This is a genomic window from Romboutsia sp. MSSM.1001216sp_RTP31141st1_G3_RTP31141_220114, assembly GCF_039031195.1.
GTDB classification, from domain to species: Bacteria; Bacillota; Clostridia; order Peptostreptococcales; family Peptostreptococcaceae; genus Romboutsia_C; species Romboutsia_C hominis.
On the sequence record NZ_JBCIUO010000001.1, the window covers coordinates 287,031 to 309,804 of the forward strand.

A 22,774-nucleotide genomic window follows, 5' to 3' on the forward strand; every position below is an offset into this window, starting at 1 on the left:
TAAAAATATAATATAGAGGATAGTTAGCTAGAAGTTAACTATCCTTTACTTATTTTTATTATTTATGTATAAAATATGGTAATATTATAAATAGAACAACGTAGAGGCTTATTTAAATTTAGCCTAGAAGAAAGGAAATAAATATGAAAAAAACATTGGTACTAGCAGAAAAGCCTTCAGTAGGAAGAGATATAGCTAGGGTATTAGGATGCAATAAAGATAAAAATGGATATATAGAAGGAAGTAAATATATAGTAACATGGGCGCTAGGACACTTAGTAACGCTAGCAGATACAGAAAGCTATGGTCAAAAGTATAAATCATGGAATATAGATGACTTACCAATACTTCCAAAATATTTGAAAACAGTAGTTATAAAAAAGACTAGCAAACAATTTAATACAGTAAAATCTCAAATGATAAGAGACGATGTAGGTGAGATAGTAATAGCTACAGACGCAGGGCGTGAAGGAGAACTTGTAGCTAGATGGATAATAGATAAAATACAAGTCAAAAAGCCTTTAAAGCGTTTATGGATATCGTCAAATACAGATAAAGCTATAAAAGATGGATTTAACAAATTAAAAGATGCAAAAGAATATGACAATTTATACTACTCAGCAATAGCTAGAGCAGAAGCTGATTGGATAGTTGGTATAAATGCAACTAGAGCACTCACAACAAAGTATAATGCACAGCTTTCTTGTGGTAGAGTACAAACACCAACATTAGGAATGATATATAAAAGAGAAAAAGAAATAATAGAGTTTAAGCCAAGAAATTATTATGGAATAAATCTAAAATCCAATAAAGGAAATTCAGATATTTTATTTACTTGGATAGATAAAAATAATCAAAGTAGTAGTTTTAATGAAGAAAAGATAGATAAAATAATAAACAAAATAAAAGGAAAAAATTTAAAGATAATAAAGGTAGATAAAACTTTAAATAAAAAATATTCGCAAGGATTATATGATTTAACTCAATTACAAAGAGATGCAAATAAAATATATGGATATTCTGCTAAAGAAACGCTATCTATAATGCAAAAGCTATATGAACACCATAAAGTACTTACATATCCAAGAACAGATTCTAGATATTTAACATCTGATATAGTAGAAACCTTAAGAGATAGAGTTAAGGCTGTTAGTATAAGTGATTACTCTAGAGTATGTAATAAAATACTAAAGTCTAATATAAAGGCAAATAAATCATTTGTAGATGATAAAAAAGTAACAGACCACCATGCAATAATACCTACAGAAGAAAGAGTATTTTTAGGTGAGTTAAGCGACAAAGAAAGAAAAATATATGACCTTGTTGTTAAAAGGTTCTTATCAGTACTTTGCCCTCCATTTGAGTATGAACAAACGTTAATAAATGCTAGTATTGAAGATGAGCACTTTATATTTAAAGGAAATAGAGTGATAAATCTAGGATATAGAGAAAACTATAAAGACTTAGATGATGATGAAGATTATGGTAATGTAATAGTAGTAAAAGAAGGCGAAATTTTAAGTATATCAAATATTAATAAAACTATTGGAAAAACTAATCCTCCATCATATCTAAATGAAGGAAGCCTTCTTACTCTTATGGAAAAAAGTAATCTTGGAACAGTAGCCACTAGAGCAGATATAATAGAAAAATTATTTAATACGTTTGTAGTAGAGAAAAAAGGAAAAGAAATACATATTACATCAAAGGGTAAACAATTATTAGAATTAGTACCAAATGAATTAAAAACACCAGAATTAACAGCAACATGGGAAACTAAGCTTACAGATATATCAAAAGGAAAGCTTAATAAAAATGTATTTATAAATGAAATGAAAGAATACTCAAAAGATATAGTTAGAGAAATAAAGGATAGTGATAGTAAATTTAAGCATGATAATTTAACCAAAAATAAATGCCCAGAATGTGGAAAATATATGCTTGAAGTTAAAGGTAAAAGAGGAAAGATGTTAGTATGTGAAGATAGAGAATGTAATACTAGAAAGACTATATCCCAAACTACTAATGCAAGATGTCCAGTATGCCATAAGAGATTAGAACTTCGTGGAGAAGGAGAAGGAAAGACTTTTGTTTGTAGCTGTGGGCATAGAGAAAAGTTAAGTGCCTTTAACAAAAGAAAAAGTGAAGAAAAAAATAAAGCATCTAAAAAAGATATTAATAAGTATCTAAAAAATCAAAACAAAAATGAGGAAGTATTTAATAATCCATTTGCAGAGGCTTTAGCTAAGTTAAAGAAATAGTATACTAAGTGTAGATATTAAAGAATTTATAAATTATTACCTATAGTAAATAAAGCATCTTACTAAACATAGTAAGATGCTTTATTTTAATTTAAAATAAAAAACTTGTAAACATGTAGAAAAATAATAAAAAATATTGTATACTAGGTTTTAGTACTAGGTAACAAAGGAGAAAAATATGAATAAAAGCAATAAAATAAGATTAAAAGTAATAGGATTGTCTTTGACAGTATTTATAGGAGTATCTACATTTATAGGATATTTAGTTTATGATGGTTCGGTAGGTTCTAGTCAGAAAATAAAAAATGAAGATGTTGTAGAAGTATTTTCAAGTAGAGAAAATAAGCCACTAGAAAGACTTAAAAATTATGAAAATGAAGATGTATTTATAAATTCACCAGAAAATGGTTATAAAATAGAAGCTAAGCTTATAAAGTCAAACATAAAAACAGATAAGACTGTTATATTAGTTCATGGTATAGAAAGTTATTATTATGAATATTTAGATAAGGCATATGAGTACTTAGAAAAAGGATACAATGCAGTTATATATAATCAAAGACATACAGGAAATACTGGAGGAGATGATTATACTTTTGGACTATATGAAAGATATGATTTAGAAAATGTAGCTAAATTTATACATGAAAGATACCCTAATGGTTTACTTGGGGTACATGGACATTCAATGGGAGCAGGTACTGCACTTATGCACTCTAGTTTAAATGAAAAAAATAAATATGTAGACTTTTATATAGTAGATTCACCATATCATGAAATGGCTGATGCAATAAGACTTGGAATAGAGGCTGAAAATATACCACTACTTCCTGTAGGATATGCAAAATTTATGGGAGATATATACACACAAGTAAAATCAGGATTTTCCTATGAAGATGTAAAACCTTATAAAGAAGTTCAAAATATAACTACTCCAATGTTCTTAATACATGGAAAAGAAGATAAGGTATGCTCACCACAAAGTAGTAAGATAATATATGAAAATATACCGCATGATAAAAAAGAATTATGGCTTATAGATAATGTTGGGCATGTAAACGGATATGAAATATTAGGAGATGAATATTTTAATAGAATATTTAACTTTATAGATAAAAATGTAATTAATAATGGATAATACAAAATGTAGGAATTATAGAAAGTAATTCCTACATTTTTATATTTTACAATATTGACTATATCAATATTGTAAAATATAAAAAAATGTTAAAATAGTAAGTTATAAACACATATTAAAATTAATATATAAATAATACAATAATAGGAAAAGAGTGATTATTATGGGTAATAAAAAATCAACGAAATATACAACATATGCTTTATATATTTTATACTCAATATCTCTTATATTATTTTTTAAAAATGGTGAAATAAGAAACATAGGTATAGCATCTTTTTGCTTGATAGCTACAATAGCGCTTCATAAGATAAATCAAAAGAATAAAAGGCTTATAAATGACAATTTATATTTAGTATTAGCCTTATTTATAATGATATCTTCTTTATTAGGTTCTTGCTATGATTTTTACGACATAAATCATTATGATGATTTTTTACATGTTTGGTCAGGTCTTATAAGTTGTAGTGTAGCATATTCATTATTGTTATTTTTTAATGATAACAAAATAAAATCTATAAGCAAAATATTTATAATTATATACCTATTTATGTTTAGCATGGGGGTAGCGAGCTTATGGGAAATAATTGAATTTTTATTAGATACTTTTATAGGAACTAATATGCAAGTAGGTGGGCTTAAGGATACAGTTATAGATATGATAGATGCTCTAATTGGTTCTTTAGTTATGATCCCTATAATAATGAGTAGTTATAAGAAATTAAATCTTATTAAAGCAAAAAAAAATTCCTAGATATCTAGGAATTTTTTTTTATTTTATAAATTGCTTAAGGTAGTTATCCATAGAATCACAAACTTTTTTAGCATCTACAACAGCTTCTATAACAGTCTTAGCTCCATTTGTAACATCCCCACAGGCAAATACACCTTCTCTTGTAGTTTGGCCAAACTCGTTAGTCATTAAAAGTCCATTATTTTTAGTATCAAGACCTTTATTGTTTATAACTATATTGTTTTTAGGAATTTGACTAATAGCTATTAATATACTATCACATTCATATAGCTTTTGACTTCCTTCTATAGAAACTAAAGACTCAGTGCCATCTTCATTTAATACAACTTCAGTATCTTCAAATATTATACCTTCATCAACTATTTCAACAGGGGCCTTGAAAGTTTTAAATAAAACACCTTCATTTTGAGCTTCATGTATTTCATGCTTTGTAGCACTCATACTATCAAAGTCTCTTCTATAGAATATTTCTACACAATCTGAGCCAAAGTATTTTGCACTTCTAGAAGCATCCATTGCTACATTACCAGCACCTATTACTATAACCTTATTTCCAAGGTCATAACTTTCAGGGGATCTTAGATAGTTAATAGCATAGTGAACATGTCCAAGAGATTCACCTTTTATATCAAGTCTTCTTGGATTCCAAACACCAGTACCGATAAATATAGATTTATATCCATCCTCAAATAGTTTAGATAAAGTAACTACAGGACCTATAAGCGAGTTTATTTTTATTTTAACGCCTAATTCTTTTAGTCTTTTTTCTAATAAATCAATATTAGTTCTTGGCAGTCTAAAAGATGGTATACCATAAGTTAATACTCCACCTATTTTTTCATTTTTTTCAAATATAGTAACATCATAGCCTCTTAAAGCTAAGTTAAGTGCAACTGTAATACCAGCAGGACCAGAACCTACAACAGCAACTTTAACACCATTTTGTTTTGGTTTTTTTAGAGTTATATCTTCTAAATATTCGCTAGATATTTCATGTTCAATATCATGAAAACGTACAGGTTCACCTTTTATGCCTTTTATACAATTACCTCTACATTGGTTTTCATGTGGACATACTATGGCACATATTGCTGATAAAGGATTATTTTCAAATAGTATTTTACCAGCTTCTTTTATTTTACCATCCTTGTATAGCTCAATAATTTGAGGGATTGGAGTATTTATAGGACAATTATTTTGACATCTTGCATTTTTACAATTAATACATTTGTTGGCTTCATTTAAATTTTTAAGCATTATATTACCACCCTTTATTATATTATGATATAAAATATGATGTACTAAATTATATTAAAGGTATATTATATATAAATATAAAGTACACTAATTAACTCGAAATAAGTTATATTATGTTATATTATAACAGAAAAAAGGATAATTATATACAGAAATTATTACCTGATACCCAAAAATCTGTGTTAAATAATTAATTAATAAAATTATGGAATTAGTTTACTAATAACGTATATTTTAGTAATATATTATAAGGCATAATACATATAATATCGACAATTTTAGGGAGGAAAAGTGTTGTTAAAGAAATTTATAAATAAGGTAAAACATTTAGTAGAACAAAATAAAGATAACTCAAAAATACATAAAAAAGATAAAGTAGTATATAAAGAAGAGATTGTAAAACCAGATAAAAATAATAAAATAAGTGAAATAAAAGAAGTTAAAAAAGATGGAATACATAATGAAGATAGGACTTATAATGAAAGTAAAGAACATAAAAAAGAAAAAATTGAAAATAAAAGTATAGAAATTGTTAGTGAAGACGATAAATGTTATATAAAAGATATAAAAATAAAAAGAGGTATGTCTATTAAAGCTATAGATGTATATACAAAAGAAGAGAGAGTTTTTAAGACACATAAAGAGTGTGCTAAAAATCTAGGAATTCCTATTGAGTATATAAAGGAAAACCTAAAGTATGGATATACTGATTATCTAGGAGGAGCTATAAAGTATTTAAGTAAAGAGTTAAATCTTGAAAAAGAGTATGAAAGTTATTTGGATAGCAATAAAAAGCCCTCTCAGATTTTAACGATATTAAATAATAAAATATTTACTTCAAAAATATCAAAGGAAAAAAGAGAAGAAATATTATGTAGTGATAAATTAGACCCTGTGAAAATGCACTATATATTTGAGTGTATAGATGAAGAGTATGATGAGTATTTTAATAAATATAAATCAATAATTAAAAGAGGGGGGAAAAAGAAAGTAGAACTTATAGATACAAAAGGAGAAGTAATAGAGATATTTAAGTCTTTAGATGAATGTGCGAATCATTTAAAAAAAGATAAAAAAGAAGTTGTTAAAATGCTAAAAGAAAAAGATACAAAAGTAGGTAGATATGAAATAAGATATAGTTTAAGAAATATTTAAATTCATAATAAATTCATAAGCACTTCAATTACCATTCACTTATATATACTAGAATAGTTAATGACAGAGACAAGAATACACTACTTTATTAAAATTTAATTTTATTTACATGTCAAATGATGTAAAATATAAATAGTTATAAAAAATAGGTATTAGGGAGGATGTAAATGTCTGAAGATAAGAAGATAAATAATTTAGATGAACATGAAAAGGTAGAAAAAAGTGAAATAAAACCAGCAAAAAAAAATAAAGGAATAGTAAAAACTGCTATGATAACTTCATTAGTAGGGATATTATGCATAGGAGTAGGATTTACTACAGGAAAAAATGTTGGAAGAAAGTTACCAGCAACACACAAAAATTATAGCGATAATAAGGTAATAGCAACAATTGGAGATACTAAAATAACGGGAAAAGAACTTGAAAAAAAGATGGAACCTTTATTTTATATAAATGGTAAAACAGAAATGACGGATGAACAAATAAAAGCTTATGAAGATAGCATGATAGATTATATGACTACAACAGAAGTATTATATTTAGAAGGTAAAAAGGATGGTATAAAAGCTACACAAGAAGAAATAGATGCTGAATATAAATCTTTAATGGAAAGTATTAGTAAACAATTTGGAATATCAGAAGAAGAATATATAAATAAATTTGGAATAAACAAGAAAGATTCTGAAAAAGATTTAGAAAAAGAAATTATAGCTACTAAATATATAAAAAAGGCTTCAGAAGTAAGTGATAAAGAAGCTAAAAACTATTATGATAAAAACAAAGATGAATTCTTAAAGGTTAGAGCATCTCACATACTTCTTAAAACTACAGATAAAGATGGAAATGATGTAAGTGAAGATGAAAAGAAAAAGATTAAAGAAGAAATAGATAAAATACTTAAAAAAGCCCAAGTTGGAGAAGATTTTGCTACATTAGCAAAAGAATACTCTGAAGATAGTAGTAAAGATAATGGAGGAGACCTTGATTTCTTTACAAAAGGTCAAATGGTTGAGCCATTTGAAAAAGAAGCATTTGCTTTAAAAGTAGGTGAAATAAGCAAAGAACCTGTAGAAACTCAATTTGGATATCACATAATAAAAAAGACTGATGAAAAGCAAGAAAACTTTGATGATATAAAAGAAGAATTAAAGTATAAGCTATCATATGAAAAACAAAGTAATGTTGTCGATAATTTAATAGAAAAGTATAATGTCCAAGTAAAAGATAGATAATATTTTGCTACAGATATAGGTATTCCTAAATCTGTAGCTTTTATTTATTGTAAAATTTTTTATTAAATTATAAAGTTATACTTAAATGCAAGAATGATTAGAGTTTAACTTTATGGATAATAATCAAATATAATAATAAAAAGTGCTTTAAAGGGATTTTAGTAAACATATGGAATTAATATAGATATTAGTACACTAAGATTTAATCATAGGTAAAATGAATTGTCATAAAGGATGTGGTTAAATGAAGAAAGTTAGTAAAAACAGCAAGTGGTTATTCATATTAGTATCTTTACCTATATTAGTATTTTTGCAGTACTTTCTTTTTAAATTTGGAGTTTTAAGTCCTATTGTAAGAGGTATAGAACTTAAAGTAGTAAATGGAGATTATGTTACAGATATAGATGAATATACTATAAAATTAAATGATAAAGTTAAACTATCTAGTGGAGATTATATTTGTATACCATCTTATGCAAAAAAACCTGATATTTGGTTTAATGTATTAGATAGTAAGAATATTCTAGAGATAAAAGGAAATGAATTAATAGGTAAAAAAGAAGGAATATCAACTATAGGTGTTATGAAAAATCAAAGAGTACTAAGGAAAGTTAATGTAAGAGTTATAGATCCGAAAGTTGAGGATATAACGTATGATGTTGATAATAATTTAAAGTATGTAGGAGATATTGCTACTATAACATCAGAAGTTAAAGTAGATTATGACAAATTTAAAGAAAAAGAAAAAGTATTTTATGAGAGTAGTAATGAAGATGTTATAAAAATAGATGACAATAAAATAAAAGCTGTGGGTGTAGGTAGCGCTAAAGTATATATAAAGTCTAAAGATATGGTAGAAACTTTAAAGTATAATATACAAGCAAAGATTGCAGAAATATCTATAAGTAGCACTATAGAAGTAGGACTTGAAAAAAGTAAAAAGTTAAAACCAGATATAATAACTATGCCTGTTGGACTTAAACATCCTAAGATAAGATATGAACTAGTGGAAAATAAATTAGGAGTAGATAGAAATATAAGTCTTGATAAAAATACAGGAGTTATAACTGGAATAAAAGAAGGAAAAGAAAAGATAAGAATAATCTGCGGTGAAAAAGAAAAAATAGTAACCATAAAAGTTAGTAAAGAGTCAGTTACAAGCAACAAAGTAGAAAATATAAAAGCTTTATATGAGATAGTAGATGGTAAACTTTTAGTTAAATTATCTTGGGATTATATAAATGATGTAAATGAATATTATATATATTTAAAAAATAATTCATTAAATTATCCAGATTTTAATTTATACGATTCAATAAAAGTACAAAAGGATAAAATGGATTCAAATACCGTATACAAAAATATAGAAATAGATTTAATAAATGGTAAAATACCAGATATAAGCATATATGTAGCTGGTAAAACTAAATATGGAATGACAAATCCAAGTAATACTATAAATATAAAGCCAATAGATGAAGATATACAGAATGTAGAAGTTAAAAATCTAAAAGCATCTATAGATAGTAATAATAATTTAGCAACACTTACTTGGGATAAATTAGATATAAAAAATGTTAAATACAGTATTTATGTTAAAAACAATTTAAATCAAGATGAAGGGTTTACACTTCTTGAAAGTAATATAGAAAGTAATAAATATACAATAAAACTTTCTGATGAAAATGTAGACCTAGAAGTTTATGTAAAGGCTAACAAGGATGATAAATATTCAAAACATAGTAATATTGAAATTATAAAAAGAAAAGTTAGCGATGAAGATGTAGATATAGAAGAACCAGTAATAAATCAGTAATAAAAAACATATAAGTAGATATACCTTATTAGAGGAGAGATGGTTTTGAGAAGAAGATATGAACAAATAAGTAGTGCTTCTAAAGATTTAGCAGAAGAAGCTTTTAAGTCATATGCAGGCAAAAGAGACTACAAAAGAGCCATTGAAATCTATTCAATATTATCTACGTATACATGTATCCCAAAAGATATATCAGACTTTTCTAAGAATATGTTATCTAGGCTTAGTAAAAAAATCGAAGAAAATTCATAAAATAAAAGGAGTGGTTACCCACTCCTTTTATTTTTTTATATCATTTACTAGTTCTAAATATCCACTTGGATGGAAATAGTATATATCACTAGTATTTTTATCAACAAAATATCCAATATCTGTTTCTACATCTGGTAAGAATACATATCCTTCAAGATTTTTAGATTTTAGATATTCGAATTTACTAGCATCTCCTTGATATATATAATCTACTTTATCATTATATTTTATAAGAAGGTTTTTAGCATCTTCTTTAGTAAGTTCATGTTGATTATTTGAAATTGTGATAGCAGGTTGAGCAAAAACAACTTTTTGTAAAGGTTGTTGAATAATTAAACAACCACATAAGATAGATAAAACTATAATTGCCTTTTTCATAATACACCAACTTTCATAAATTATTTTAATTATATAAATATTATTTCTATAATTAAATATTAACATAATTATCAAAATATAATAGTTACACCCCTGTTACTTATGATTACAATATCGTAATTAATTTATACATAAACAGTAAATATATAAAAAATGAGTAGCATATGCTACTCATTTTTTATATATTTAGTTGATTTTGTTTATAATCAAAAAATTTATTAAGATATATCTTTATAACACCCATTATAGGAACTGATAAAATCATACCTGGTATACCAAAAAAACCGCCACCAATTGTTACAGCAAGTATAGTTAAAAATGGACTAAGCCCTAGCTGACCACCGACTATTTTAGGTTCTATAAAGGCAATCTCAACTTGTTGAACTAGCATTAAATATACTAATGAAAATATTGCTATACTAGGGTTATAAAATATATTTATTAATACGACTGGTGTCATACCAATAACAGGTCCAAAATAAGGAATTAAGTTTGTAACTCCCATTAAAACTCCAAATAATAAAGAATATGGAGACCCAATAAGCTGAAGACCTATACCTGATATTAAACCAACTATAGCAGAATCTATTATTTTTCCTGTGAAATATTTACCTATATTTTCGTTTAAGGTACTTCCAATATCTAAAGTTAAATTACAAAACTTTTGACCAAATATTACGTTTAGAGTCTTTTTATAAAATGAAAAGAAATCTTCTTTTTCGAGAATAATGTAAAAGCATATTATAAACGCTAATACAAATTGTACAATAAATTTAGATATCGAGAATGTAGTTGAAAATACTTGTCCTAAATATCCTATTAGTAAATTACTTATTTGTGGCATAGCAGAAAATAGTTTATCTCCTACTGATTTTAAAGTATTTGGATCAACATTTTTTAAGCTATCACCAATCTGTATAAGAAAAGTTTGAGTCTTTTCAGCATATAAAGGAACTTGACTTATTATATCTGCTAAACTACTTATTAATATAGGTACTGTAATGAATATGAAAGAACCTATTATAAGAAGTAAAAATCCATATGTTATACATAAAGCAAATATCCTTTTAATCTTAAACTTATTTTCTAAGAAACTAACAATAGGAGTGAATATATATGCTAATACAAATGCTATAACAAATGGAGTTAAAAGCGAAAATAAAACTTTCAAAATACCTAAGAAGTACTGATAATTATCTATAAGTTTTATTATTATATAAGAAACTACTAATGTAAGTACGAGACTTAGATTAATTTTTTTATTTTTCAAATTAATACATCCTTTCTAATCTAATATTTTATCTTAATTGATTTAAAATAAATCAATATATGTATTATACAATAAATTTAGCATAAATACATACATATATATTATAAATATTAGAAATAGCAAAAATAAATATAGGTATAAGCATAGGGGGTGTTTTTATCGAATTTGAAGTAATTGTCAGATATAATGGAGATATTTCGTTTATACAACAAGAATTAGGGGTATTCGTAGAAATTTTAGAATATAACTACGCCATAATAACAGCTGATAGTGCAGAAAAAATTGATGCGCTACTTAATTATCCTCAAATAGTATTTATAGAAAAACCATTTATATTAACCACTCAAGATGTACAAAGTTTTTCGAGAACTGGAATAACTAGGTTTAAGAATTTAAATAATCTAAGTGGAAAAGGAACAATAATAGGTATCATTGATTCGGGGATAGATTACAATTTAGATGTATTTAAAGATAATCAGGGAAATTCAAAAATACTTTATTATTGGGACCAATCAATACAAGGAAACCCTCCAGAAGGATTTAGAAATGGTACTCTTTATACAAATGAAGATATAAATAGTGCAATAAGAGGAGAAAAGATAATACCGGTATCTGCAACTAGTGCCCATGGAACTCATGTAGCAGGGATATGCGCTCAAATTGCAAATGAAGCTAAATTAATAGTTGTAAGAGTTGGAAATAGATCAACTGATGTTTTTTCTAGAAGTACAGAGTTTATGAGGGCTATAAAATTTGTATTAAATAAAGCATTAGAACTATTAATGCCAATTGTTATAAATATAAGCTATGGTAGTAATGAAGGATCTCATAGAGGATTATCGTTATTTGAACAATATATAGATGATATGTGTTCATTTTGGAAGAATAATATAGTTGTTGCAGCTGGAAATAATGCAGACAAAGGCGGACATAGAAATATAAACATAAAGCAAGATAGAGAAGTTGAAGTTGAATTTGTAGTAGGTGATTCAGAAAAGATACTAAATATAAATATATGGCCTGACTTTATTGATAATTTTAGTGTTAGGTTGGTAAGTCCATCTAACGCTAAAACGCAAGAAATATCATTAACATCAGGAGAAATAAGAAATATAATAGGTGCAACTAGAATAAAAGGATACTTTTACCCTATAGCACCATATTCTCTTATAAGAAGGGTTACTCTTCAAATGACATCGAATACATTTATAAATGCGGGAATATGGAAATTGGTATTTACGCCTATAGATGTAGTCGTAGGAAATGTAAATATATACCTACCAACGTCAGAAGGAATAAGCAAAGATACTAGATTTTTAGGTGCAGATAAAAATTTGACTGTAACTGTTCCAGGAACTGCAAGTAAGGTAATAACTGTTGGAAGTTTTAACTCAAGAACTGACAATGTATCTGTATTCTCAGGAGAAGGGGATATAGAAAGAAATGTAATTAAGCCAGACTTACTAGCTCCAGGAGAAGATATACTATCAGTATTACCAGGTGGGAGTTTAGGTGCTTTAACAGGAACGAGTATGGCTACTCCACATGTGACTGGCTCGGCAGCGCTCTTAATGGAATGGGGAATTGTAAATAGAAATGATTTATTTTTTTATGGTCAAAAGTTAAGAGCATTTCTTATAAAGGAAGCTAGAAGAAACCCTGTATATAGATACCCAAATAACTCTATGGGATACGGCCTTTTTGATTTATCAAATGTAGATTTGAGTAGTATGTCTCAAATGAATAATGAATACGATTTTTTATATAGAAGTAATAAAAAAAAAGCGAAAAAGCTTAGAAGACTAGAAATTCCAGACGATATAAAAACATATATTCAAATTTTTCATGGACCTGGATTTGAAGAAGAATTAAAAAAAACAAATTTAAATTATAAGTTTTATCCTATAAGTGATAAAAATGGAATATTAATGATACCTTTAGGAGAACAAAATAAGATTAGTACAATAAAACGTTTAAGCTCTTATAAAACCTCAGAACCTATAATAACAATGAACTCACTAGGAACTATAACTAGAGGGATAGAGAACGGAGTTGTAGCCACAGAGGAAATTGGTGCAAATTTTTTTAAAGATAATATAAATATAAATTTAACCGGTAAAGGTGTATTAATAGCTATAATCGATTCTGGAATAGATTACTTACATGAAGATTTTATATATCCAGACAGAACATCTAAAATATTATATTTATGGGATCAAACTAAAGATGGTAGACCACCAAATGAGTTTTATATAGGTACAGAATATACAAGAGAAGAAATAAATAAAGCAATTTTAGAAAATGATAAGTCTTTGTCAGTAGATGAAGAGGGAACAGGTACAATGTTAAGTGGTATATGTGCAGGACTTGGAAATATAGATAAACGATATGAAGGTGTAGCTCCAGATGCAGAGTTGATAATCGTAAAACTAAAAAAAATTGATGGAAATTATAATAATGCACTTGTAGAAGCTGCGATGGATTATGCCTATAAAAAAGCAGCAGAAGCGAAAATGCCTTTGGTAATAAATATATCTTTAGGAAGTAATGACGTAGTAGGAGCTACACAGAGGATATTATCAGATACACCATTATTTAGTAGAGGAGTATGCCTTGTATCTGCAGTTGGAAATGAAGGCAATACTAGAACTCATGCTACAGGAGTGATTAATTTTAATGGAGATGAGCAAGATATAGAATTGGAACTTGCTGAAGATGAAGAATTTCTTGATATTAATTTATGGATAAATAAACCAGATAAGGCTAGTGTAGCAGTAATATCACCAAGTGGAGAAGTAAGTAAGTTCATTGAAGTTGAAAATTTTAATGAAGTAACGGGAATATTTGATTTTGAAGGTACATGGTATGCAATAACTTATATATATCCAACATCGTTTTCAGGTCAGCAAAAAACTATAATAAGACTAAAGAATGTAACAAAAGGTGTATGGAAGATTAGATTAAGAGGAGAATACATAAGTAATGGAATCTATAATATATATCTACCAAATAGAGTGCTTATAAAACCAGGGACTCAGTTTAGAGATTCAAGTCCAAATAATACTATAAATTATCCTTCTACATATAGTGATGTTATATCAGTAGGAGCATATAACATAATAAATAATAGTTTATGGCCACCTACTTCAAGAGGACCAACTATAAATGGTTTGTTAAGGCCAGACATAATAGCTCCAGGGGTAAACATAATATCAACATACCCAGATAATAAGTATGCCACTATAACTGGAACTGCAGCATCAGCTGCGTATGTATCTGGAGCTGTTAGTTTTTACTTACAGTACACATTAGTTGAAGGCTATTATAAACAAAAATCATTCACAACAATGATAAGAACTTTTCTTCAGGCAGGTGCAAAAAGAAATAAGGAAATAATTTATCCAAATGAAAGTTATGGATATGGAGAGCTAGATATAATTGGAATGTTTAATCAATTAAAATAAAGTTAGATAGGGAGTAAAATCACTGTGGAAAAATCTTATATTATAGTGTATCAAGGTAGTTTAGATGAAGTAATAAATGATTTATTAAAAAATCAAATAGAAAAATATATAATATTAAATGATACTATATTAGTAATATATGTTCCTATAGATTTTGATGAATTAAAATTAACTAAAATAGATACTATTGCATGGTGGCAAAATTCAGCTCCAATGAGTTCATTAATAGATATAACAAATAATATGAGTGAAGGAGAAAGTACTACTAGCGCTGCTGGAACTGATTATATTTATAAAAATCCGTATATAAATATTACAGGAAAAGGTATATTAATAGCTATAATAGACTCTGGAATAGATTACTTACACCCAGATTTTATAAATTTAGATGGTACAACAAGGATAGTATCGATATGGGACCAAGAAAGTATGAAAAAAAATCCTCCAAAAGGATTATTATATGGAAGTGAATTTACAAGAGATGAAATAAATCAAGCTATAAAAGAAAATGATGATACATTAACTAAAGACAATATAGGCACAGGAACAATGGCAGCTGGAATTGCATCAGGCAATGGAAGGTTAAATAGAGAATATAAAGGTGTGGCGGTAGATAGTGAACTAATAATAGTAAAACTTAGAGAATACAAAGATAGATACAAAAAAGGTACAACAAATTATGAAAAAACAGATTTTTTAGCTGCAATAAAGTATGTTTTAGATATAGCTAAAAAAGAGAAAAAAGAATTAATAATAAATCTTACAGTAGGTCTTATGTCAAAATCAATAGTAAATCTTACTATGTTAGAAACATTTTCGGATATAGATAAACCAGGAATTATAGTAGTAAGTGGTGCAGGAAATGAAGGAAATACAGATATACATTATCAAGGAATAATTACATCTTTAGAAGAAAAAAATGATATAACAATTCAAGTAGGAGAACAGTTAAATTTAGACATAACAATAGTGGCAGTTGGTCCAGATAAGATTGGGGCATCAATAATATCTCCAGGCGGAGAAGTAAGCTATCAAATAATGTATTCTCCAGATTTTTACGTATATAGAGGAAAGTTTAACTTAGAAGACACAGCCTATGAAATGAAATTTACTTATCCATGGCTAGAATCAGGACATCAAGAATTAATAATAAGACTACTAGACGTTAAGCCTGGTATATGGAATGTAAGACTTGCACCTGAATTTATAATTAGAGGTGAGTATGATTTATATTTGCCAAATAAAAATTTAATGTCTGAAAATACTAGATTTCTAGATCCAGATTCAGTAGCAACTCTAACTATGTATGCAACACAAGAAAGTGTAATAACAATAGGTGGATACAATGGAAGGACTGATAGCCTATGGATAGGTTCATCAAAAGGACCTATAAAAAATGGTGGGATAAAACCAGATATAATAGCACCATGTGTTGATATAATTTCCACATACAAAGACAAATCATATAATACAGCAACAGGTACTGGAGTAAGTTCATCAGTAGTAAGTGGAGTATTAGCATTAATGATGGAGTTTATAAAAGAACAAACTAATGAGTATGAAGAAGCATTATATACTCAACAGTTAAAAACATATTTAATGCTTGGTGCGACTAAGAATGAGATATATACATTTCCAAATGTATCTCAAGGATATGGAGTTTTAAATCTCAAAGATACCATTATTTCTATTTCAAATAACTTTGAATAAAGCGTATTTTATAAGAAATAATGCAAAAACTAAAAATGAAAAGAGGTGATAGTTTTGCAAAATGAAAAAAGTAAAGCATTAAGTGGAGAAAATAACAAAAGATTAAAATCAAATAGGCCAACAAATCAAGAGAGCACAGCTGCTTGGGCAAATACACAGGAACTACAAGAAGTAACTAATGTATCAATCCCATCTTTAAATAATGTAGAAAATGCTAAAGAGTGGGTTGATAATGGAAGTAGATTATAATAAAAAAAGTATGCTTTAAGAATTTAAAGCATACTTTTTTATAAAGATGATTAAAAAATTTTATTTAGAAACTTTTAATAATAAAATATTGACATATATGGGGGTGATATAAATACTATGAAAAAAGAATTTAGAGCAAATTACACTTTAGTAGGAAATGTGATTTATGGAGAAGGTTTTGAAGATGATTTAAAAAAATTTGGAGATAAATTTAAGTTTGAAAAAATTTCAGAAAACTTTGGAATATTATTCGCGGAGAATAATGAACTTAATGGTATTAGTGATATTAGTGATATTAGTGATGTTATTGATATAAAATCGTTATATAGATTAGAACCTAGTATTCGATTAGCATCATTAATAAATATAAATCTAGGAACTTTTAATGGTGTTGTGGCTAACGAAGATATAGGTGCAAATTTTATTAAAGATAACCCTAATATATCAATAAGTGGCAAAGGAGTTATAATTGGTATTGCAGATTCTGGGATTGATTATCTACATCCAGATTTTATATATCCAGATAAAACATCTAAAATTTTATATCTATGGGATCAAACAAAAGAAGGAAAAGCACCAAATGGATTTTATATAGGTACAGAATATAACAGAGAAGATATAAATAAAGCAATTTTAGAAGAAGATGCTTCTTTATCAGTAGATGAAGAAGGTACAGGAACCATGATAAGTGGAATATGCACAGGATTAGGAAATATAAACCCTAAGTATAAAGGAGTAGCAGAAGAATCAGATCTAATAATAGTAAAATTAAAGAAAATAGAAAATGATTATAATAATGGCTATTTAATAGCGGCCATGGAATATATGTATCAAAAAGCGAGACAAGAAAGAAAACCTCTTGTTAATAATGTTTCTTTGGGAAATAATAGTTTAGTAGGGATGAGCTCTAGGCTTTCTACAGATAAGTTGTTTTTTGAGCATGGATTATGCCAAGTAATAGCAGTAGGAAATGAAGGTAATACACAGACGCATGCATCAGGAAAAATTGAATTCAATGGGGAAACACAAGATGTAGAGATAGACGTAGAGGAAGATGAGGAAATTTTAAATATAGAGTTATGGGTAAATAGACCAGATAAAATCGATTTATATATAATATCTCCAAGTGGAGATGAAAGTAAGGTTGCTTTTGTTTCTGATTACAATATTATAAGTGGATTATTTAACTTAGAAAATACTAGATACACAATATCTTTTTCGTATCCATTTTCTTACTCAGGCCAGCAAAGAACAGTAATAAATTTAACTGATGTTAAAAGAGGAATTTGGAAAATTAGATTAATAGGAGCATATATAACAAATGGAATATATAATATGTACCTAGAAAATAGAAAATTCATCAAACCAGGAACTAAATTTTCAAAGAGTGACCCATCAAGTACAATAAACTATCCATCTACATTAGATGATGTAATAAGTGTAGGAGCATATGATACTATAAATAATAGTCTATGGGCACCATCATCAAGAGGACCTACCATAGAATCATTGTTAAAGCCAGATATAGTAGCACCTGGCGTAAATATAATAGGTCCATATATAAATAAAACATATGCAACAGGGACAGGAACTGGCATAGCATCGGCATACACATCAGGAGCAGTCGCATTATTTCTTCAATATATACAAGTAAATGGGAATTATGAAAATAAAGCATTCGTACAAAAGATAAGAACATATCTAACTGCAGGAGCTAGAAGAAATCAAGATGTTGTATATCCTAATTATAGTTATGGATATGGAGAGTTAGATATAAGAGGATTGTTTGAACAATTAAGGTAATTTTAGGGAGAATATATTTATATGGAAAAATCATATGTGATTGTTTATGATAATTTAGAACGTTTAGAGACTGATTTAAATTTATATAACATAGATAAATATATTATATTAAATAATCAAATAGCATCAATTTATGTTGATGAAAGTTTTGAAGAAGAGACATTAAAAAGTATAAAAAGCATATCAGATTGGATACCATCAGTACCTATGAGTTCATTAATTGATATAACTGATAATTTAGAAAGTGGAATAAGTGTAAAAATAGCATCAGGTATTGATTATGTTGATAAAAACCCATATATAAAAACATCAGGAAAAGGATGTATAATTACAATTATAGACTCTGGCATAGACTATCTACATCCTGATTTTATAAACTCAGATGGTACTACAAAAATAGTATCTATATGGGATCAAGAAAGTCAAATGGGGAACCCTCCAATAGGATTATTATTTGGAAGCGAGTTTAAAAAAGATATTATAAATGAGTATATAAGAAATAGTGATCCAAGTTTAAGTAAAGATAATATTGGAACTGGTACTGTGGCTTCAGGAATAGCATGTGGCAGGGGAAACTTAAATAGAGAATACAAAGGGGTAGCAGTAGATAGTGAATTATTAGTAATAAAGTTAAAATCATATAAAGATACTTATAAAGAAGGAAAAATTAATTATGAACTATCAGACTTCTTAGCAGGAGTAAAATATGCTATAGATATAGCTAGAAAAGAAGAAAAAAACATGATCATTAATTTAACTTTAGGGGAAAGATCAAGGTCTGTAGTAGTAGCTACATTACTAGATACTTTTAATGATTTAAGAGGAAGGGGTGTAATAGTAGTTAGTGGGGCAGGAAACGAAGGAAATACTGATATACACTACCAAGGAAAAATAAATAGTATAGATGATATTCAAGATATACCAATTCAAGTTGGAGAGCAAAAAAATTTAGATATAACATTAAGTGTTGCAGGTCCTGATAAAATAGCAGCTTCAATAATATCACCATCAGGTGAAATAAGCTATAAAGTTGTATATGCTCCAGATGATTATACATATAAAGGTAAATTTAATATAGAAGATACATCTTATGAAATTAGATATCTATATCCTTGGATAAAATCAGCGACTCAAGAATTAACAATAAAATTAAATAATGTTAAACCAGGAGTATGGACTTTAAGGTTATTTCCAGAATTTATTATAGATGGATTGTACGATGTGTATTTACCCAATAAAAACTTAATCTCTAACGATACTAGATTTACAGATCCAAATTCATTTGTAACCATAACTTTGTTTGGTGCAATTTCAAATGCAATAACTATAGGAGCATATGATGATAAGATTGATAGTGTATGGATAGGTTCATCAAAAGGCCCGGTAAGAGGTAGACCTATAAAGCCAGATTTATTAGCACCAGGGGTTGATATAATATCTCCATCTAAAAATGGAAGCTATACCACATCAACGGGTACAGGAGTAAGCAGTTCTATGGTAAGTGGAGTTGTAGCTATACTTATGGAATATATAACAAGTCAAAGTGCATTTAGCCGAAATTTATTATTCACAGAAGTTTTAAAAACTTACTTAATGCTTGGAGCAAGAAAAAAAGATCTATATATATATCCAAATGTAACAAGAGGTTATGGGGTACTTGATTTAAAAAACACATTTATACAATTAGCTAAAATATTAAGATGAGTAGACCTATTTTAATAGGTCTACATAAAATATAAATTATTCACTAGGAACGAGTATATAATCACCATAAGATATTTGATAATCTTTGGAAATGGTATCAGGATTTTCATTAAGAGCTACTAATCTAAAATATTCAATATTCTCAATATCAGAATTATAAATTTTTATTATATCGTCTAAAGTCTCGCCGGATAAAACTAAGTGTTTAACTAATATTCTATCTTTCATGACATTATCGTATGCTTTTTTATAGCTTAATTTAGATAGCTTTGAAAAAAATGAAACATTTTCTACAAAATAATCTTTAGCTCTATCTAGAGAAGTTATATAATTATAAACAGATGAGCGTATGATATTAGAAGAATATCCTTTATCAACTGATGGTGATATAAATGTTATTATAAATAAAAATATAAATAGATATTTCAAGCAATGCACCTCCTAGCTAATATTATTGATAAATAAATATAGTATTAAACATTTGTGATAATTATTTAGAAAATAAATTATTGACTAAAAAAATATAAGTTGGTATAATCTTTTTAAATAGTTGAAATAATATAACAATAATAGACTGTGAAGAGAAGAGTAAATATAAAAGGTAGTCATAGCGAGTTGAGGATGGTGAAAGCTCAATACGAAGTTTATATTGAAGAACATCTCGGAGTTTCTAACCGAAATCTTGAAAGAGAGTAGACTTAGACGGGAAGTCCCGTTACAGACTATAAGCAATGCTTACTAAGAGGCCAGTTTTGGCAATTAGGGTGGTACCGCGAGAGCAACAGCCTTTCGTCCCTTTTTATAGGGATGAAGGGCTTTTTTAATACAAAATAATAAATATTTTAGTAATAAATAAAATAAGTAATATAAAAAATAAAATATGGAGGAAACAAAATGCAAAAAGAATTTATAGAAATTAAAGACTTGTACAGAAAAAAAGAAGAGTATGTAGGTAAAACTGTAAATGTAGCTGGATGGATAAGATTATCTAGAGCATCTAAAAACTTTGGATTTATAGAGTTAAATGATGGAAGTTTCTTTAAGAACATGCAAATAGTAATAGCAGAAGATAAATTAGAGAATTTCAAAGAAATATCTAAATTACCAATAAGTTCATCAATACTTGTAGAAGGAGAATTAGTATCAACAGAAGGTGCTAAGCAACCAGTTGAAATACATGCTACTAAAGTAGTAGTAGAAGGAGAATCAGATTCTTCATATCCATTACAAAAGAAAAGACATACATTAGAGTATCTAAGAACAATAGCTCACTTAAGACCAAGAAGTAACACTTTCTCTGCTGTATTTAGAGTAAGAAGTTTAGCAGCATACGCTATACATAAGTTCTTCCAAGATAGAAACTTCGTGTATGCACATTCTCCAATCATAACAGGAAGTGACTGTGAGGGTGCAGGAGAAATGTTTAGAATAACTACTATGGATTTAAACAACATACCTAAGAATGAAGAAGGAAATATAGACTATTCTAAAGACTTCTTTGGGAAAGAAGCTAACTTAACAGTTAGTGGTCAATTAAATGCAGAAATAATGGCACTTGCATTTAGAAATGTTTATACATTTGGACCAACTTTTAGAGCTGAAAACTCATTTACTCAAAGACATGCATCAGAATTCTGGATGATAGAACCTGAAATATGTTTTGCAGACTTAGAAGACAATATGGAACTTGCTGAAGACATGATAAAATACGTAATAAACTACGTAATGGAAAATGCTCCAGAAGAAATGGAATTCTTCAATAACTTTATAGACAAAGGATTATTAGATAGATTAAACAACGTAGTAAACTCTGAATTTAAGAGACTTACTTATACAGATGCTGTTAAAATATTACAAGAAAGCGGACATGAATTTGAATACCCAGTTAATTGGGGAGATGATCTTCAAACAGAACATGAAAGGTATTTAACAGAACAAATATTTAAAGCTCCAGTATTTGTTACTGATTATCCAAAGGACATAAAAGCATTCTATATGAGAATGAATGAAGATGGAAAGACTGTTAGAGCAATGGACTTATTAGTTCCAGGAGTAGGAGAAATAGTTGGAGGTTCTCAAAGAGAAGAAAGAGAAGAAAAACTATTAGAAAGAATAGAAGAAATGGGATTAAACAAGGAAGATTACTGGTGGTACTTAGAACTTAGAAAGTTCGGAACAGCTACTCACTCAGGATTTGGACTAGGATTTGAAAGAATAATAATGTACATGACAGGAATGTCTAATATAAGAGACGTAATACCATTCCCAAGAACTCCTAAAAATGCTGAATTCTAATATTTATATATTAAAGCACTAGACTTATGTTTAGTG

The 22,774-nt window shown here is 27.6% G+C and carries 17 protein-coding genes and 1 other annotated feature; of the genes, 13 read left to right on the forward strand and 4 right to left on the reverse strand.

Annotation, left to right across the window (positions count from 1 at the left end; translation table 11 throughout):
* Positions 1-143: 143 nt before the first annotated feature.
* The 3 genes from ABCP60_RS01490 (at position 144) to ABCP60_RS01500 (ending at position 4,153) form a co-directional block, all read left to right on the forward strand.
* Positions 144-2,261: a DNA topoisomerase III gene (locus ABCP60_RS01490; RefSeq protein ID WP_195580909.1), complete on the forward strand. Its 2,118-nt coding sequence runs from the start codon at positions 144-146 to the stop codon at positions 2,259-2,261.
* A 178-nt stretch (positions 2,262-2,439) separates the two neighbouring features.
* Complete coding sequence (locus ABCP60_RS01495; RefSeq protein ID WP_343101063.1) at positions 2,440-3,399, forward strand: alpha/beta hydrolase; 960 nt, start codon at positions 2,440-2,442, stop codon at positions 3,397-3,399.
* Positions 3,400-3,562: 163 nt separating this feature from the next.
* On the forward strand, positions 3,563-4,153 hold the full coding sequence (locus tag ABCP60_RS01500) for a hypothetical protein (protein ID WP_092926804.1): 591 nt from the start codon (positions 3,563-3,565) through the stop codon (positions 4,151-4,153).
* Positions 4,154-4,171: 18 nt separating this feature from the next.
* On the opposite strand, the gene ABCP60_RS01505 is transcribed toward ABCP60_RS01500, so the two are convergent.
* Complete coding sequence (locus tag ABCP60_RS01505) at positions 4,172-5,410, reverse strand: NAD(P)-dependent oxidoreductase (RefSeq protein ID WP_092926802.1); 1,239 nt, start codon at positions 5,408-5,410, stop codon at positions 4,172-4,174.
* A 294-nt stretch (positions 5,411-5,704) separates the two neighbouring features.
* On the opposite strand from ABCP60_RS01505, the gene ABCP60_RS01510 reads away from it, so the two are divergent.
* The 4 genes from ABCP60_RS01510 to ABCP60_RS01525 all read left to right on the forward strand — a co-directional run bounded on the left by ABCP60_RS01510 (position 5,705) and on the right by ABCP60_RS01525 (position 9,865).
* Positions 5,705-6,565, forward strand: coding sequence for a hypothetical protein (locus ABCP60_RS01510; RefSeq protein WP_092926800.1), 861 nt, complete (start codon positions 5,705-5,707; stop codon positions 6,563-6,565).
* A 167-nt stretch (positions 6,566-6,732) separates the two neighbouring features.
* Positions 6,733-7,797 carry a peptidylprolyl isomerase gene (locus ABCP60_RS01515; RefSeq protein WP_343101064.1) on the forward strand — a complete coding sequence of 355 codons (1,065 nt, stop codon included), beginning with the start codon at positions 6,733-6,735 and terminating at the stop codon, positions 7,795-7,797.
* A 244-nt stretch (positions 7,798-8,041) separates the two neighbouring features.
* Positions 8,042-9,613, forward strand: a complete 1,572-nt coding sequence (locus ABCP60_RS01520) for a hypothetical protein (protein ID WP_343101065.1) — start codon at positions 8,042-8,044, stop codon at positions 9,611-9,613.
* Positions 9,614-9,658: 45 nt separating this feature from the next.
* Positions 9,659-9,865 (forward strand): hypothetical protein, encoded by a 207-nt coding sequence (locus ABCP60_RS01525; RefSeq protein ID WP_092926795.1) that lies wholly within the window; start codon positions 9,659-9,661, stop codon positions 9,863-9,865.
* A 27-nt stretch (positions 9,866-9,892) separates the two neighbouring features.
* Here the strand turns inward: ABCP60_RS01525 and ABCP60_RS01530 are convergent, their stop codons facing one another.
* Both ABCP60_RS01530 and ABCP60_RS01535 read right to left on the reverse strand, forming a co-directional pair.
* On the reverse strand, positions 9,893-10,243 hold the full coding sequence (locus tag ABCP60_RS01530) for a hypothetical protein (RefSeq protein WP_166505029.1): 351 nt from the start codon (positions 10,241-10,243) through the stop codon (positions 9,893-9,895).
* A gap of 178 nt (positions 10,244-10,421) precedes the next feature.
* Positions 10,422-11,513 (reverse strand): AI-2E family transporter, encoded by a 1,092-nt coding sequence (locus ABCP60_RS01535; protein WP_092926793.1) that lies wholly within the window; start codon positions 11,511-11,513, stop codon positions 10,422-10,424.
* Positions 11,514-11,671: 158 nt separating this feature from the next.
* Between ABCP60_RS01535 and cspBA the strand changes: the two genes are divergently transcribed.
* The 5 genes from cspBA to cspC (ABCP60_RS01560) all read left to right on the forward strand — a co-directional run bounded on the left by cspBA (position 11,672) and on the right by cspC (ABCP60_RS01560) (position 20,443).
* Entirely contained in the window at positions 11,672-14,977 is a 3,306-nt protein-coding gene (cspBA, locus tag ABCP60_RS01540) for a bifunctional germination protease/germinant receptor pseudoprotease CspBA (RefSeq protein WP_343101430.1), read from the forward strand.
* Between the two features lie 24 nt (positions 14,978-15,001).
* Positions 15,002-16,687, forward strand: a complete 1,686-nt coding sequence (gene cspC / locus ABCP60_RS01545; RefSeq protein ID WP_343101066.1) for a bile acid germinant receptor pseudoprotease CspC — start codon at positions 15,002-15,004, stop codon at positions 16,685-16,687.
* Positions 16,688-16,732: 45 nt separating this feature from the next.
* Positions 16,733-16,936 carry a DUF3787 domain-containing protein gene (locus tag ABCP60_RS01550; RefSeq protein ID WP_334292232.1) on the forward strand — a complete coding sequence of 68 codons (204 nt, stop codon included), beginning with the start codon at positions 16,733-16,735 and terminating at the stop codon, positions 16,934-16,936.
* A 117-nt stretch (positions 16,937-17,053) separates the two neighbouring features.
* On the forward strand, positions 17,054-18,739 hold the full coding sequence (locus tag ABCP60_RS01555; protein WP_343101067.1) for a S8 family peptidase: 1,686 nt from the start codon (positions 17,054-17,056) through the stop codon (positions 18,737-18,739).
* Positions 18,740-18,760: 21 nt separating this feature from the next.
* Positions 18,761-20,443 carry a bile acid germinant receptor pseudoprotease CspC gene (cspC, locus tag ABCP60_RS01560; RefSeq protein WP_195236913.1) on the forward strand — a complete coding sequence of 561 codons (1,683 nt, stop codon included), beginning with the start codon at positions 18,761-18,763 and terminating at the stop codon, positions 20,441-20,443.
* A 36-nt stretch (positions 20,444-20,479) separates the two neighbouring features.
* Here the strand turns inward: cspC (ABCP60_RS01560) and ABCP60_RS01565 are convergent, their stop codons facing one another.
* A complete protein-coding gene (locus ABCP60_RS01565; RefSeq protein WP_166505036.1) occupies positions 20,480-20,872 on the reverse strand; it encodes a hypothetical protein in 393 nt (130 codons plus the stop codon).
* A 138-nt stretch (positions 20,873-21,010) separates the two neighbouring features.
* Positions 21,011-21,243: a binding site (T-box leader), on the forward strand.
* A gap of 94 nt (positions 21,244-21,337) precedes the next feature.
* On the opposite strand from ABCP60_RS01565, the gene asnS reads away from it, so the two are divergent.
* A complete protein-coding gene (asnS, locus tag ABCP60_RS01570; RefSeq protein WP_166505037.1) occupies positions 21,338-22,738 on the forward strand; it encodes an asparagine--tRNA ligase in 1,401 nt (466 codons plus the stop codon).
* Positions 22,739-22,774 lie beyond the last annotated feature (36 nt).